The sequence below is a fragment of the Paraburkholderia sp. BR10872 genome, assembly GCF_040965835.1.
GTDB lineage: Bacteria > Pseudomonadota > Gammaproteobacteria > Burkholderiales > Burkholderiaceae > Paraburkholderia > Paraburkholderia nodosa_A.
Window position 1 is genome coordinate 69,573 of the sequence record NZ_JBFRCN010000030.1, and the last position, 15,176, is coordinate 84,748.

At 64.6% G+C, this 15,176-nt stretch carries 12 protein-coding genes and 2 pseudogenes; 3 read left to right on the top strand and 11 right to left on the bottom strand.

Translation table 11 applies throughout. The annotated features are described in order from the left end of the window. Positions 1–1,473, bottom strand: coding sequence for a PLP-dependent aminotransferase family protein (locus AB4Y43_RS22775; protein ID WP_368728864.1), 1,473 nt, complete (start codon positions 1,471–1,473; stop codon positions 1–3). Between the two features lie 190 nt (positions 1,474–1,663). On the opposite strand from AB4Y43_RS22775, the gene AB4Y43_RS22780 reads away from it, so the two are divergent. Further along, the gene (locus AB4Y43_RS22780) at positions 1,664–3,985 is read left to right on the top strand and encodes an FdhF/YdeP family oxidoreductase (protein WP_342946885.1); all 2,322 of its coding nucleotides are present in this window, start codon (positions 1,664–1,666) and stop codon (positions 3,983–3,985) included. A gap of 56 nt (positions 3,986–4,041) precedes the next feature. On the opposite strand, the gene AB4Y43_RS22785 is transcribed toward AB4Y43_RS22780, so the two are convergent. From AB4Y43_RS22785 to AB4Y43_RS22810, 6 genes and pseudogenes are all read right to left on the bottom strand, one after another. After that, positions 4,042–4,407 carry a response regulator gene (locus tag AB4Y43_RS22785; protein ID WP_028229743.1) on the bottom strand — a complete coding sequence of 122 codons (366 nt, stop codon included), beginning with the start codon at positions 4,405–4,407 and terminating at the stop codon, positions 4,042–4,044. Positions 4,408–4,447: 40 nt separating this feature from the next. Then, positions 4,448–5,434: a chemotaxis protein CheX gene (locus AB4Y43_RS22790; RefSeq protein WP_368728855.1), complete on the bottom strand. Its 987-nt coding sequence runs from the start codon at positions 5,432–5,434 to the stop codon at positions 4,448–4,450. A gap of 17 nt (positions 5,435–5,451) precedes the next feature. Further along, positions 5,452–5,985 carry a hypothetical protein gene (locus AB4Y43_RS22795; RefSeq protein ID WP_069261498.1) on the bottom strand — a complete coding sequence of 178 codons (534 nt, stop codon included), beginning with the start codon at positions 5,983–5,985 and terminating at the stop codon, positions 5,452–5,454. Then, complete coding sequence (locus AB4Y43_RS22800; protein ID WP_368616543.1) at positions 5,982–6,743, bottom strand: methyl-accepting chemotaxis protein; 762 nt, start codon at positions 6,741–6,743, stop codon at positions 5,982–5,984. Before AB4Y43_RS22800 ends, AB4Y43_RS22795 begins: the two co-directional genes overlap by 4 nt. A gap of 3 nt (positions 6,744–6,746) precedes the next feature. Further along, positions 6,747–9,115, bottom strand: a pseudogene (locus tag AB4Y43_RS22805) (HAMP domain-containing protein). A 201-nt stretch (positions 9,116–9,316) separates the two neighbouring features. Beyond that, complete coding sequence (locus AB4Y43_RS22810) at positions 9,317–9,868, bottom strand: GNAT family N-acetyltransferase (RefSeq protein ID WP_342946880.1); 552 nt, start codon at positions 9,866–9,868, stop codon at positions 9,317–9,319. A 136-nt stretch (positions 9,869–10,004) separates the two neighbouring features. Here AB4Y43_RS22810 and AB4Y43_RS22815 point away from each other — a divergent pair, with 136 nt between their 5' ends. Next, entirely contained in the window at positions 10,005–10,832 is an 828-nt protein-coding gene (locus tag AB4Y43_RS22815) for an AraC family transcriptional regulator (protein WP_069261501.1), read from the top strand. Between the two features lie 16 nt (positions 10,833–10,848). On the opposite strand, the gene AB4Y43_RS22820 is transcribed toward AB4Y43_RS22815, so the two are convergent. Continuing rightward, on the bottom strand, positions 10,849–11,436 hold the full coding sequence (locus AB4Y43_RS22820; RefSeq protein ID WP_141710539.1) for a LysE family translocator: 588 nt from the start codon (positions 11,434–11,436) through the stop codon (positions 10,849–10,851). Positions 11,437–11,595: 159 nt separating this feature from the next. Here AB4Y43_RS22820 and cobF point away from each other — a divergent pair, with 159 nt between their 5' ends. Next, positions 11,596–12,369, top strand: coding sequence for a precorrin-6A synthase (deacetylating) (gene cobF, locus AB4Y43_RS22825; protein WP_368728856.1), 774 nt, complete (start codon positions 11,596–11,598; stop codon positions 12,367–12,369). A gap of 60 nt (positions 12,370–12,429) precedes the next feature. Here cobF and AB4Y43_RS22830 read toward each other — a convergent pair whose 3' ends face one another. From AB4Y43_RS22830 to AB4Y43_RS22840, 3 genes and pseudogenes are all read right to left on the bottom strand, one after another. After that, positions 12,430–13,140: a PepSY-associated TM helix domain-containing protein gene (locus tag AB4Y43_RS22830; protein ID WP_368728857.1), complete on the bottom strand. Its 711-nt coding sequence runs from the start codon at positions 13,138–13,140 to the stop codon at positions 12,430–12,432. A 69-nt stretch (positions 13,141–13,209) separates the two neighbouring features. Next, positions 13,210–13,395, bottom strand: a pseudogene (locus tag AB4Y43_RS22835) (hypothetical protein); the annotation flags it as partial. Between the two features lie 257 nt (positions 13,396–13,652). Continuing rightward, positions 13,653–14,552, bottom strand: coding sequence for a glutamate/aspartate ABC transporter substrate-binding protein (locus AB4Y43_RS22840; protein ID WP_342946878.1), 900 nt, complete (start codon positions 14,550–14,552; stop codon positions 13,653–13,655). Positions 14,553–15,176: the final 624 nt, after the last annotated feature.

The following is a 15,176-nucleotide window of genomic DNA, read 5'->3' on the forward strand; positions in this document are numbered from 1 at the left end:
TCATGCCATCTTCGCGGCCATTTCGCCTAGCGTCTTCAGCGCTGCTTCGGTCTGCGCGTTCCATGGGTAGCTGTAGTTCAGCCGGATGTAGTGGTGATACTCGTTGCGCATCGAGAACATGTAGCCTGGCCCGATGGTGATGCCCTGCGCGAGCGCCGCCTGATAGAGCCGCATCGAATCGACGCGCGGCGGCAGTTCCACCCACAGCACGTAGCCGCCCTGCGGCTCCGAGGTGCGCGTGCCCGCCGGAAAGAAGCGCTCGACCATCGCCCGCATGAGCCGCGCCTGTTGCCGGTAGAAACGCCGCACGCGGCGCAGATGCCGGTCGTAGCCATCGTGGCGCAAGTAGTCGGCGAGCGCCACCTGGGGAACCGAGGGTGTCGTGAGCGTGTTGAGGAACTTGAGCTTTTCGACCTGCGCGCGGTAGCGCCCCGGCAGCGCCCAGCCGATGCGGTACGAGGCAGAAAGGCTCTTCGAAAACGAGGCGCAATGCAGCACGAGGCCGCGCATGTCGAACTGCTTGAGCGTGGAAGGCCGCGTCTGCCCGAAGTACAACTCCTGATAGACGTCGTTCTCGATCACGGGCAAGTCGTGCGCCTCGGCAAGCGCCACGAGCCGCGCCTTGTTTGCGTCGGGCATGCGAAAGCCGAGCGGATTCTGGAAGTTCGGCATCACCATGCAGGCCGCGACCTTCTGGCGCGCCAGCACGCGCTCCAGCGCGTCGAGGTCGATGCCGGTATCCGACTGCGTGCTCACTTCGATCGCGCGCATGCCCAGACGCTCTATGGCGTGCAGCATGGCGTAGTAGGTGGGCGATTCGACGGCCACCGTGTCGCCCGGCCTGGCCACGGCTTGCAGGCTCAGGTTGATCGCCTCGGTCGCGCCCACGGTGATGACGATTTCCTCGGGATCGACGCTCACGCCGTTTTCGGCATAGCGCCGCGCGATCTGGCGGATCAGTTCGGGGTTTCCGGGCGGCAGGTCGTCGATGAGGTTCCAGCTCGCATGGCGGCGCGCAATGGCGTTGGCGTACTGGTTGATGCGCCGCCAGGGGAACAGCGCCGGGTCCGGGTACGGCGAGCCGAGCGGTACGGCGTCCTGCGCGCCGATGCTGCGCAGCGTGGAAAGCACGAGCCGGCTCACATCCACGTTGGCGGGCACGGGCTGCCTCGGCGCGCTGACGCGGCGCGGCTTGCCCGGCGAGACGGCGTCCTTGCCCTGCGCGCCCTGTACGGCCGCCGCGCCGCGCCCTTGCGGCGGCCCCACCCGCGCGCGCACGAAATACCCCGATTGCGGTCGCGACTCGATCACGCTGCGGCTTTCCAGCAGCGCATAGGCGCGCAGCACCGTCTTGATGCTCACGCCGTGCTGCTGGCTCGCGCGCCGCACGGAGAGAATGCGCTCGCCGGGGCCGAACACGCCGCGGCGCACGGCGGCTTCGATATCGTCGGCGAGTTGCTCGTAGCGGGTCACGTTCGGGTTGCGTTCGATCAAGCGAAAGGGGGAGGCCACGCGCGCGAGGCCGATCCCGGCAAGTCTATGACAAAACACCGCAACTGTACCCCTTGTTTTTTGGTTTTTCTGTGATCTCCGGGAGCACAGGAACACAGTAGCCTTGAGTCATCGGGCAGACCGCCCTGGAAGACGAAAAGCCAACCGCATCATGAAGAAGCCGCAAGGTCGCATCGAGCCGTATCATCATCCCGCCGCCGGCTGGGGCGCGCTCAAGCAGGTCGCCATCAACCTGATCAAGGAGAAGGTGACGGGCGGCAATTACCGCACGCTGCTCAAGCAGAACCAGCCCGACGGCTTCGACTGCCCCGGCTGCGCGTGGCCCGACCGCGAGCACGCTTCCACGTTCGAATTCTGTGAGAACGGCGTGAAGGCCGTGGCGGCGGAGGCGACCAGCAAGCGCGTGACGCCGCAGTTTTTCCAGGAGCACACCGTTAGCGAACTGATGGCGCAGTCGGACTACGAACTGGAGCAGCACGGCCGCCTGACCGATCCGCTCGTCTACGACGCGCTCCAGGACCGCTACGTGCCGATCGAGTGGGAGGACGCGTTCAAGCTGATCGCGAAGCACCTCAACGCGCTCGACGACCCGAACCGCGCCGCGTTCTACACCTCGGGCCGCGCGAGCAACGAGGCCGCGTTCCTCTACCAGCTCTTCGTGCGCATGTACGGCACGAACAATTTCCCCGACTGCTCGAACATGTGCCACGAGGCCACGAGCCGCGGCCTGCCGGGCACGGTGGGCATCGGCAAGGGCACGGTCACGCTCGACGACTTCGAGCACGCCGACACCCTGCTCATCTTCGGCCAGAACCCGGCAACGAACCATCCGCGCATGCTCGGCGAGTTGCGCGAATGCGCGAAGCGCGGCGCGACCATCGTCTCGATCAATCCGCTGAAGGAGCGCGGGCTGGAGCGTTTCGCGAGCCCGCAGCACACGCTCGACATGCTCTCGCCCAAGGGCGTGCAGATCAGCTCGGTGTTCATCCGTCCGCGCGTGGGCGGCGACTTCGCGCTCATCAAGGGCGTGGCCAAGCGCGTGATCGAACTCGACGACGAAGCGCTCGCGCAAGGCACGGAGCGCGTGCTCGACGTCGATTTCATCGCCGAACACTGCGTGGGCTTCGACGCATTCGCCGCCGATCTGCGCGCCGAATCGTGGAACACGATCGTCGCCGAAGCGGGCGTGCCGATCGACGAGGTGCTCAAGCTCGCCGACATCTACGTGAAGGGCAAAGCCGTCATCTCGACATGGGGCATGGGCCTCACGCAGCACAAGAATTCGGTGGCGACGATCCAGTTGCTTTCGAACCTCATGATGATGCGCGGCAATATCGGCCGCCGCGGCGCGGGCCTATGCCCCGTGCGAGGCCATTCGAACGTGCAGGGCGACCGCACGGTGGGCATCGAGGAAAAACCCACGCAGGCGTTCCTCGACCGTCTCGGCAAGGCCTACGACTTCGAGCCGCCGCGCGAGCACGGCTACGACGTCGTGGAAACGATTCACGCGATGCTCGAAGGCCACGTGAAGGTGTTCATCGGCCTGGGCGGCAACTTCTCGATCGCCACGCCCGACACGCCGCGCACGTGGGAAGCCATGCGCGCGTGCGCGCTCACGGTGCACGTGACGACGAAGCTCAACCGCAGCCACCTCGTTCACGGCCGCGACGCGCTCATTCTGCCCACGCTCGGCCGCACCGAGATCGACCTGCAGAACGGCGTGCCGCAAGGCGTGAGCGTCGAGGACTCGATGAGCATGGTGCACATCTCCTACGGCATGAACCGGCCCGCTTCGACGAACCTGCTTTCGGAAATCGCGATCGTCGCGCGCATGGCGCACGCCACGCTCGGCAGCGACAAGGTGGACTGGCTCGACCTCGCCGCCGACTACGCGAAGATCCGCGACGGCATCGAAAAAGTGTTCGACGGTTTCGAGAACTACAACGAACGCCTGAAGCACCCGGGCGGCTTCCACCTGGGTGTGGCCTCGCGCGAGCGCGTGTGGAAAACGCCGAGCGCCAAGGCACAGTTCGTCGTGCACGCCATCGCGCTCGATACGCCCATTCATCGCGCGCGCGCCGAGCACGGTCCGCGCCTCATGACGCTCATGACCACGCGCTCGCACGATCAGTACAACACGACGATCTACGGTCTCGACGACCGCTATCGCGGCGTGTACGGCCTGCGCCGCGTGCTGTTCGCGAACCGCGAAGACATGACGATGCTCGGCTTCGAGCCGGGCCAGCACGTAGACATCACGAGCGTGTGGGACGACGGCGTCGAGCGCCACGTCGAGGACTTCATGCTGGTGGAGTACGACATTCCACGCGGCTGCCTCGGCGCGTACTATCCCGAGACCAATCCGCTCGTGCCGCTTTCGTCCATCGCCGATGGCGCGGGCACGCCGACTTCGAAGTCGATTCCGGTGCTGCTGACCCCGGCGAAGGCTATCGATCACGCCATCGCGGCGTGATGTCTGATCCGAAGGCCCCGGCAATCGCGCCGGGGCCTTTTTTGCATGCGCGGCGCTTAGCTTGCGAGCTTGCGGAACGTTTCCAGCACCGCTTCGCCCTTGAAAGGCTTCACGATCCAGCCACGCACGCCGGCCGCCTTGCCGCGCTCCTTCATGGCCGGGCTGCTTTCCGTGGTCAGCATGACCACGTTCACGGCCGTATTCGCGAGTTCGCTGCGAATCTTCTCGACCATCGTGAGGCCGTCCATGTTCGGCATGTTCACGTCGCTCACCACGAGCTTCACGCCGGGGTTCGAGCGCAGCTTCGCCAGGCCGTCCTTGCCGTCCACGGCCGTGTCCACGTCCAGACCGTTCTTGCGCAGAAAGCCGGCCACTTCGTCGCGCACCGTGCTCGAATCGTCCACCACCAGAATCTTTGCCATGCTGTCCCTCTCTGTTGCGCCGCGTTGGGCGCGCATTTGATCAAAATAATTCGAGTTCGCCGCTGGCCTGCTCTTCGACGGCAGCGGCGGCGGCCTGAGCGGCCGTCTCGTCAAACCTTTCGCGCGACCAGCCGAGGCTGAACACGAACCGCTGGTCGATCACCACTTCGCGGCCCGTATCCGGGCACGTGAGCCGGTACTTGATGCACAGCTGCGGGTTGTCGGAGCCAAACGACAGATAGCGTCGCCGATGATTGATGAGCAGCGGCACCTGCACCTGCGCGCGGCCCCAACCCGCCTCGCCGGCTGCGTGGGCGTTACCCAGATAACGGTTACGGAACGCACCCCACACGAGATTCGTGAGTTCGGCGAGCACGCCGTTCACGTCGCGGAAGTCGCTCGCTTCATCGCGGCCCGCGCGCGGCGGCAGGAGTTCGATCAGCGGCGCCTCCTCGGTCTGCATGAGAAGCCAGCCGCGGCACCATGCGGTCTCGATCGGAATCAGCGTCAACACCTCGCCGAAGATGATGCGGTCGCGCACAATGCTCGGCGTGTCCCAGTTCACCTCGAGTCCGGCAAAGAGGCCACGCAGGCGCCCGAGCGTCATGTCGGTGATGCCGTCCACGAGCGGGTCCGGGTAATCGTGCGAGAACACGTGCGCTTCGAGCGCCGCGATCAACGTTTCGGGATCGCTTTCGTGCCAGCTCGCGCACGGCAGGCGGCGCAACGGCTCGGGCAACGCATCCCCGTGCCCGTTTGCCGCGCGCCGCAGCACGACGGGCAGTTCGGGGCGTTCCGCTTCCAGCGCAACGGCCACCGCCGCCGCGGCTTCGAGCGTGCCGCCGAAGTCCTCGCCGAGCAGCACGCCGCCCAGGTCGTAGTGCGTCTTCAGCGCCGCTGAGAGCGCATCGCGTCGCACCGACACGCACACGCAATCGTGTGCGGCTGCGGTTTGCGCGATCGCCTCGGCGCGCGCCGTATCGCTTTCCAGCAGCAACAGCTTGCTGACTGGCTTGTTCGTGTTCATGTTTCCTTTCTCTGCCTTCAAAACAACTCGAGTTCGCCCGCGCTGTCGTGCACTTCGACTGCGGCGGTGCTCGCCACGAAATCGAGCGGCGCCTGCGTGCAGACGCACAGCGTGGCGCCAAGCCGGACGTCGTGATCGATCGTGAGCGCGTACGACTGCACGTAATCCGGCTTCAGTTCGCGCAGATACGGCAGACATCCACTGCTGAGCGCATAGGGCGTGGACATGCCGAGGTCGGGGAAATGCTCGACCAGCCGCTGGTTCATGGCCCCGCAGCACAGATTGCCGAACTCCATGAAGCACTCGGTGAGCGCACGCGCGGCGTCGCCCACGTAGTAGCGCCGCGTGCGCTCGTCATCTTCGAAGTGCAGCAGCAACAGCAAGCGGAACTGCATCGACGAAATCGTCAGCACGACCAGGTGCTCGCCCTGGGGCGCGTCGCCCGCACGAGGCTCGATTTCACAGCTGTGCTGCGCGTCGGTCACGAGACGCATGCGCGCCGCCGCGAAAAAAATCCGCTCGATGCTGTCTTTCGCTTGCGTGCCGATCATGCGTGCGCCCCGGCGCGCGTCGCTTCGAGCTGGTGATGCAGCTGCTGCGTCGACGCTTCCACGCTCGCGAGCGTCGCCGCGATCATCTTGCCGCCCGCCTGAATGTCCTGGAACGTCGCGGCCGTGATGAGGTCGTTGCGGTTCAGGCTGTCGCGGTAGCTCTTCGAGAGTTCCTGCGAACGCGTGGCGAGCGAGCGCACTTCACCCGCCACGATCGAGAAGCCACGGCCGGCCGCGCCCGCGCGCGCCGCTTCGATCGAAGCGTTGAGCGAGACGATGAGCACATGGCTCACGATCGACGACAGCTCCTGGTTCTTCTTGTGCATGTCGTTGTTCTGCGCCATCAGCGAGATCATCTGCTCGTGCCAGCGCTCGAACGTCGACGACATGAGCTTCAGGCGCGCAGCCTCGCTCGCGATGCGCGCCGCGTGCTGCATGGCGTCGTCACGCTGTGCGCGCTCGCTGGCGAGCGCCGCTTCGAGTGCGTCGGCCACGGACCTGCGCTGCGCGAGTTCCGCGCGCAGCGACTCGATCTGCGCAGCCAGCGACTCGTGTTCGCGTGCAGCGTCTTCCTGCTGCGCCGTGTGGTGCGCTTGAGCCTGTGCAAGCGCGGCTGCGTGCGCGGCATCCTGCGCGCGCGCTGCCTCACGTGCGTGCGTTTGCGCACGCTTGCCCCACAGGGCAGCCGCGCCGGCCGCCAGCGCGATAAGCGCTGCACCTTCGATCAAATACGGTAAGACCACTTCCACCCCCGCCATGCGCTAGCCCGCCAGCGCTTCCTCTTGCTTTGCCTGTGTTGCATCCGCCATCTTTACGGCCCACTGCTGCGGCAAACGCACGACGGTCTGGAAATGCCGGTAATCGGCGCCCGCGCGATCATCGGTGAAACGCAGTTCGATGGCGCCACCCTCGCGTTCGAGGAAATCGCGCACCGCGTCCATGCCCACGCCGCGGCCGGAGACTTCGGTCACGCTCGTCGCCGTCGAAAAGCCGGGGCGGAAAATGAACGCCGCGATCACGTCGTCGCTCACCGCTTCATAGGCCTGCAGCCACCCGCGCTCCACCGCAATGCCGCGAATGCGCGCGAGCGCAAGACCGCGGCCGTCGTCGGCGAGCGTCAGTTGCAGCGCACCGTCGTGCACGTTCACGTCGATGTCGATGTGACCCGACTCGTCCTTGCCGATGGCGCGGCGCTGCGCCGGCATTTCAATGCCGTGGTCGAGCGAGTTGCGCAGCAGGTGCATGAACACGTTCTTCACCGTGCCGGCGGCCTCGCTGCGCAGGCGATAGCCGTTGTCCGCGATCCGCACCACCGGTTCCACCTTGCCGAGTTCCTGGGCGAGCGGGGCAGCGAGCCGGTCACGCCCGCGAGCGCATCGGCCACGCGCTCGGTGCCGATGGCGCGCAGCGTAGCGCGCAGTTCGGCGCGCATCGCACGCAGGGCCGGCAGGTCGTTGTCGTCAGTGCGATCGACGATGCGCAGCGTCTCTTCGATCGCTTCGCGCGTGACCGTGAGGCTCGCCGCGCCGTTTTGCGCGCCAGCCGCACGCGGGCCGCGCCCGAGGCTCACTTCGTTGATGCTCGAATAGTGCTCGAGCGCCGTCTTCACGCGCTCCAGATCGGCGATCAGCGCCTGCTGGTCCCAGGCGTGGCTCGTGTCCTCGCGGCGCAACGCGTCGTAGCGCTGCTCGACCTCGTGCACCACGCCCGTGAGATGCTGCAGGCTGTACGTGCGCGCATTGCCCTTGATCGTATGCATGTTGCGGAACAGCGCGGCAATCGCGCTCGTGTCCGCGCAGTCGTGCTGGCGAATGATGTGCTCGTTCTCGTGAATGAAGCTCGTCGAGCTTTCCACGAAGTGATGGAACTTCTCTTCGCTCACCGCGAGAATTTCGCCGATCATTTCGAGGCGGCGCTTCTGCTCGCCCGCTTCGGCCGCGAGTTCGCGCAACTCCGTCACGTCGCGCACGCACAGCATGAGGCGCACGACCACGTCGTTTTCGTCGGTGATGGCCGACCAGCTCAGGTCGAGCACCTTCGCACGGCCATCGGGCAGCGTGCGCGTGATTTCGTTCACGAGCAGATGCTGATTGAAGGCGAAGTTCACGTCGTCTTCGCCAAGGCACGCGTGCACGGCGGCGTCGATTTGCGCGAGGGTGTCGGCGTCGAGATCCGTGTGCGAGAACACGAGGTCCATCAGCGAGCGGCCCGCAATCTCGTTCGTTTCGAAGATTGCTTCTAGATACGCCGAATATTCGTTGTGGATCGTCGCGCCTTCGACCACCGTGAGAATGCCCTGCTGCATGTTCTGGAGCATCGCCTGAATGTCGGCGGTCTTGCGCTTGAGCTGCGCGGAGCTTTGCTGGATCTTCTCGATCATGCCGTTGAAGGCGACGATCGAATGACCGATTTCGTCCATGCGGCCCACGGGCACGCGGCGCGTAAAGTCCTGGCTGGACGCGATCTCGCTCATCATGGCCTGCATGCGCGAAAGCGGCCGCGTGATCTGGCGGTAGAGCAGCGCGCCGATGAGCGTGAGCAGCAGCACCGCGCCGCCCGTCACGCCTGCGATCGCGCTCGTCGTGGTGTCGAGCGTGCCGTTGAGCGTGCGGATTGCGTCGTCCTTCTGGCGGTTCTTTTCCACGCGCATCGTCGTCACGATACCTTCGAGTTCGTCGCGGTACTGCGCGACGTTCGCGAAGAGATAGGCCTGCGCGAGGTCGTTCTTGCCGCTCGCCTTCATCTTCGCGGTGTCGTCGATCGCGGAGAAGTAGTTCGCGAGGCTTTCCTGTGCCTGCGAAACGAGGCCTTCCTGCGCGTGGCTCGCGGCGGCCTTGCGCTGCACGTCGAGCGCGGCGCGCAACGCGGCTTCCTTGTCCTTGAGTTCGTTTTGCGCGAGCGACGCGACCGTGGCGTCGGGTGCGTAGACGAGCGTCATGGTCGCGAGCTGCACGTCTTTCACGAGCGACACGAGGTCAGATGAAGCGAGAGCGCTCGGCACGACGCCCTGGGTAACCTGGCGGACGTCGGTGGCGCTGCGGCGGGCCTGCAAGGCCGCGTAGCCGCCGATGGCGGACAGCGCGACGAACATCAGGACGATGAGTAGCGTGATGCGGTGACGAATGGTCATGTCGAAATCCCCGGGCCTTCGTCGCGCCGGCTGCGCTATGGTTGCGCAGCTCGGGACACGTCGGCCAATTATTCGCGGTGGATTATCGACGTTCAGGTATGACGAAATGATGACTACGCATAATTCGCCCGAGCGCACTGTGCGTTACGCCACACTTGACGTTCGCTCTGCGTTGCGCATTGTCCGGCCGCGCCGCGGCGCTCAGTCGGGAACGGCCGGGTCGTCGAGAAAGAGCACCATCAGTTCGTCGTCGGCGTACTCGCCGTCGAGGTACAGGCCGCGGGGCTCGACTCCGTAGCGCACGAAGCCGCACGAGCGGTAGAACGCCTGGGCGCGGGGGTTCAGCACGCTCACCACCAGTTGCACCTGGAGCAAGCCTAGCGCACGAGCGTGAGCGATGACGCCCTCCATCAATTGCCTCGCAATGCCCGCGCCTCGCCATGCAGGATCGACAAAGACGCCCCAAATGAGCCCCTTGTGTGCCAGCTTGCGGCGCGGCTCGCGCATGAGGCCGGTGATGCCGACTAGCGTGTCGTCCACGAATGCGCCGAATACGACCTGGTTCTCCGTGGCACGCACCCGGGCGCGGCTTTCTTCGGGCGTGCGCTTCGATTCCTCTTCATAGGTCGGGACGATGCCGGCGGGATTATTTCTGGTCGCGTACAAACGCATGGCGTGAAACGCCTCGGCGTCCTGCTCGGTCAGCGGGCGAATCGCTGTATGCGTTGGCTTCGTCGGCTTCGTTTCGTTCATGTGCAGCGCCTGGCATGGAAAGGGAATGAGCCCTGCGATTCGAACTAGCCTATCACGTCCCGCCTGCCTGCTCGCGTTGCGCTAAGATGGACCACCTGCGTCGCTCGATGCGCGCAGCATCACTCCGGGGTCTCCCATGCCGCAAGCCACGACGTCCGACGCACAACCTTACTTCTGGCGCGACGCTGACCTGCCGTTCATCGAGGTGCGCGCGATCGCCGACGGCCGCAAGGTCCGCTACGGCCGTCACGCACACGGCACGTTCTCGATCGGCGCGGTCACGGGCGGGCGCAGCACCTACCTGAACGGGAGCACGCTCTCGCATATCAGCGCGGGCGCGGTGGTGGTCATCAACCCGGAAGTCGTGCACGCCTGTAACCCGGCCGCCGACGAGCCCTGGGCCTACCGCATGTTCTATCTCGACACGGCGTGGCTCGCGAATCTGCAGCACGACCTGGGCTTCGGCGCGCACGAGGCCTTTCGCCCGTTCGAACAGACCTTGAGCTGGGAGCGCGATTTGTTCGACGGGCTCAACGCGCTCTACGAGCTGCTCGTCGATACGAATGAGTCGGCACTGCGCAAGGAATGCGCCGTCGTAGCCTATTTCTCGAGGCTCCAGCAGTCCCTGAATCCGGCGCCGGTCAGCGCACGCGAACCGAACGAGCGCCTCGCGCGCGCAGCAGAATTCATCGACGGCAACTACACGCGCACGCTCAAGCTCGAAGAAATCTGCGCCGCCGCCGATCTTTCGCCCTCGTACCTCATTCGCGCGTTTCGCGAGCAATACGGCATGACGCCGCACGCGTATGTCGTGAACCGGCGTATCGAGTTCAGCCGCGCGCAACTGCGTCAAGGGCACGCCATTGCCGATGTTGCGGCGCAAGCGGGTTTCGCCGATCAGGCGCACCTGCAGCGCGCGTTCCGCCAGTTCGTTGCCGCAACGCCGGGCCAGTATCGCGGCTAACGTCGCCGCCGCGCGCTCAGGCAAGCACGAGCCAAACCGCACTGCCCGCCAGCAACAACGCCATCGCGCGGTTCACGAAACGCACGCGCGACGGTTCGCGCAAAGCCTGGCGCAGAGACGCACCCGCCCACGCCCAGCACGCAATCGACACGTAGCACACGACGAAATAGATCGCGGCGAACTGCCAGACGAGCGCATTTTCGCCGGAAGCCGCATATAAGCCCATGCCCGCCACCGAGGCGAGCCACGCCTTGGGATTGAGCCATTGCATCGTGGCGCCCACCATCAGCGAGGGACCGCGCGCCGCGTTCGGAGAGTCGATGCGGCCGTCGTCGGTCGCGAGCCGGTAGGCGACGTACAGTAGAAAAGCCACGCCCGCCCATTCGAGCGCGCGCGTGAGAAACGGCAGGCGCGCCAGCAGCTCCTGCATGCCGAGACCGATCAGCAGCAGCAGCAACGTGAAGCCCACGGTCGCGCCGGTGACGTGGCGCAGGCTCGCGCGCAGCCCGTAGCGCGCGCCCGCGCTCAGCGCAACGATATTGACGGGTCCAGGGGTGATGGAAGTGGCCAGCGCGAAGGCGGCCATCGACAAGGCAGTGCTCACGGTTTTCCTCGCTACGCTCATGGGCGATCAACATGCGTCGAGGGTAGACGCGCGCGCCGCCGGCGTATTGAAGAAAATTGCCCTCCCGCGAGCGCGGCACCGCGACGAACCCGCGCTATCATTGCGCCGCACCGACGACTCCCATTCCGGAACTGCAACGTGAAAAAGATCCTCATCATCGGCATCGGCGCGGGCGATCCGAAGTACCTGACCGTGCAGGCAATCGAAGCGCTCAACGCAGCCGACGTGTTCTTCGTGATGGACAAGGGCGCGGCCAAGGACAAGCTCGTCGCGCTGCGCAAGGAAATCTGCGCTCGCTTCATCAAGGACCACGACTATCGCATCGTGGAGGCCACGAGCCCCGAGCGGCGCCGCGACGAAGGTCTCGATTACAAGGCCGCGGTGGACGAGCTCAACCGCGACAAACAGCGCGTATTCGAGCGCCTGATCGAAGAGGAATTGACCGACGGCCAATGCGGCGCGTTTCTCGTCTGGGGCGACCCGTCGCTCTACGACAGCACGATCCGCATTCTCGATTCGATCCTGGCGGATGGCCGGCTCGCGTTCGACTTCGAGGTGATTCCCGGCATCAGCAGCGTGCAGGCGCTCGCGGCGAAGCATCGCGTGCCGCTCAACTTCATCGGCAAGCCGGTGAGCATCACGACGGGAAGGCGGCTCGCGGAGGGCGGTTTTCCGCGGGACGTGGACAGCGCGGTGGTCATGCTCGACGCGCAGAACGCGTACGCGCAGATCGCGGGCGAAGCACTCGATATCTACTGGGGCGCCTATGTCGGCACCCCGGACGAGATCCTGATGGCGGGCCGGCTCGAAGACGTGAAAGACGAGATTGTCCGTGTTCGCGGCCAGGCGCGCGAAGCGAACGGATGGATCATGGACACGTACTTGCTGCGCAAGCGCGGCGTGAAAGACTGAAAGAAGAACGGGGCGCGAACATCGACGTTCGCGCCCGTTGCCGGGTTCACACGTCGAGGCTTACGCCAGGCCCACGCATACCGCCACGATAATCGAGCCGAACAACAGCACGGCACCCACCGTCTTGCGCTTGTTGAACTCCGTCCACAGCAGCACGCCCGTAAGCGAAAGCAGAATGAGCGCCCCGGCGAAGCTGTCGATGAACAGCACCCAGCCGACGCTCATCCCCGTTCCCTTGTGCAGATTCGTGATCGTCGAGACGAGCGAGTTGTCGTTGCGCTTGAGCGTGAGCTTGTCGTTGCCCAGCCAGTACTCGACCATCACGCTCTCGCCGGGCGATGTGAACATGATCTGCCAGTGCTCGGGCTGCACGACCTGGCGATCGCCCCAGGCCACGTTGTGCTCGGGCTCCTTCTGCACGCGGCCCATGCGCGCGGGCAGTTTCAGATCCGGTTGAGAGCGCAACCATTTCACCATCTCGCGCGGCGTTTCGGGCGCGGGGTCGGGCACGGCAATCTGCACCGTCGAGACTTGCGGCGCGCCCGGCGAAATGCGCAGCGGCTCGGCGCGATGGTTGAGCACGAATCCCGTTGCGCCGAACAGCAGGCCGAGCGCAGCGCCCCACAGGCCCACCCAGCCGTGCACCTTGCGCAACCACTTGATGAAGGTCGCACGGCGCGAGCGCTTCGCGCGCTCGTCGCGCCGTTCGGCGTCGAGACGTGCGCGCGGCGTTGCCGGCGCGTCGATCTCGGCGGTATCGGAAAAGCTCATGTTTCACTCCAGAGTCGCAACGTACAGCAGGAAGGCCACTCCCGCCCACTCGAGCGCGCGCGTGAGAAACGGCAGGCGCGCCAGCAGTTCCTGCATGCCGAGACCGATCAACAGCAGCAGCAATGTGAAGCCAGGTTCGCCGCCGTCGCATTCGTCGGCGACGAGAGAAAGAGCGTGCAGGAAACGTCGGCGCGCAGTTTTCACGGCGTTGGGCAGCACACGCACTGCACCATCCACGTGACTGCCGGACGTCATGCCGCCTTCGCAGCGGTTCAAGAGCAGCGCATAGACCTGGTTGGGGCTGGGGAGAGTTCCACGGTAATGAGAATCGATATCATTCCATATTTTGTATTTTCTTTCAAATGGAATTGGCTTTTAGCGACACCGCTGGCGACATCGATTTTCTTCATGCTGGAAAAGCTCGGCGCAGTCGTCGGGACTTCGAACCTTCACATCTACGCGGCCATGCGTGGCGGCCGCGCGCTTGCGGCCGCCGCATTGAAAACCTGCGATCAGTCGAGCGCGCGATCGTTCGGATGCGCAAACAGCGCCCGATTCTCGTTGGACAACGGATAGTTCAGGTTCATCCCCTTGGGCGGCACGGGCTGCGTAAACCACTTCGTGTACAGCCGCTGCGCTTCACCCGAAGTCTGCATGCGAGCGATCACGCCATCGGCCAGTTTCTTGAAGACGGGATCGTCCTTGCGCACCATGCAGCCATAAACCTCCGAGAGCGGCGGCGTACCGGTGATCACGTAGTCCTGCTGGTCCGCCTCCTTGGCCCGCGCCCCGTACAACAGCGGCTCGTCCATCACGAACGCGACCGCGCGCCCCGTCTTCACGTTGAGAAACGACTCCGCGTGGTCCTTGGCGGCGATGAGTTGCATGCCCATCTTCTTGTCGTTGTTCATCTCGCGCAGCAGCCGGTCCTCCGACGTGCCCGCCGTGGTCACGACCGTCTTGCCTGCGAGATCGGGGAAATCCTTGATGCCGGAATCCTTTTTCGCAATCAGGCGCACGCCGTACTGAAAGAAGCTGTTCGTGAACGCGACCTGGTTGTCGCGATCCTTCGTGTGCGTGGTCGAACCGCACTCGATATCGATCGTGCCGTTCTGCACGAGCGTAATGCGGTTCTGCGAAGTGATGGGAATTTCCTTGACCGTGAGCTTGTCGAGCTTCAGCTCCTTTTTCACCTCGTCGACGATCTTCAGCGCGATGTCCTGCGCATAGCCGATCGTGTGTTGCTCGCTGTCGTAGTAGGAGAACGGCACTGACGATTCCCGCACGCCCAGGGCAATCACGCCTGTATCGCGGATTTTTTTCAGAGTAGCGCTCGTGGCGTCCTGCGCCTGAGCCGGCCCGAGATACGTACATCCCATGACGACTGCTGCGAGCGTTGCAACTTTTTTCATTTAGTCTCCTCCGGATGGTCCGTCGGCGCTTCGTGCGCCGCACCCGAGTATTCAATGCTTGCAGCGAGGCGGCAATTGAAATCGGTTACGACGACATAACTCAAGGTTAAGTCGCCGGTGAGGCGCGTCGTTCGGAGCGCGCCGTCGAGGCCGGTTTCGTTGGCAACACGAACCGTTCCGCACGCCATGACTTGTCCACACATTTTGTTGGCAGCCCTGTGCGTAACCGTTGGAAGACCGCATCAAGTCCTTGATGCGCTTCGGTTAACCCACGGCGGTCCCAATCGCGGCAACACCGTCTCGCAGCGCCTCGAAACGCACCCGTCTTTTCCACAGATTTTGTTGGCAGCCCTGTGCACAACTTCTGGACAGCGAACCTAAGTCCCTGATCGCAAACGTCAATGCGCCAGGCGACAGAGAAGTTGCACGTTTTGGAGGCACTGGACTTGTCCACAGTTAACGGGGAAAAGTCTGTGCATACACCCCCCAACATCCGCGCCAATCCATTGATAGCACAACGGATTTTCTCGCTGCGCGCGGATCGGACCAGACCTGCCTCACGCGTGCATACCCCTAAAGTTTGTAAGGGAAATGCCGTTATGCCTCGCTGTGTTGTTGGGTCTC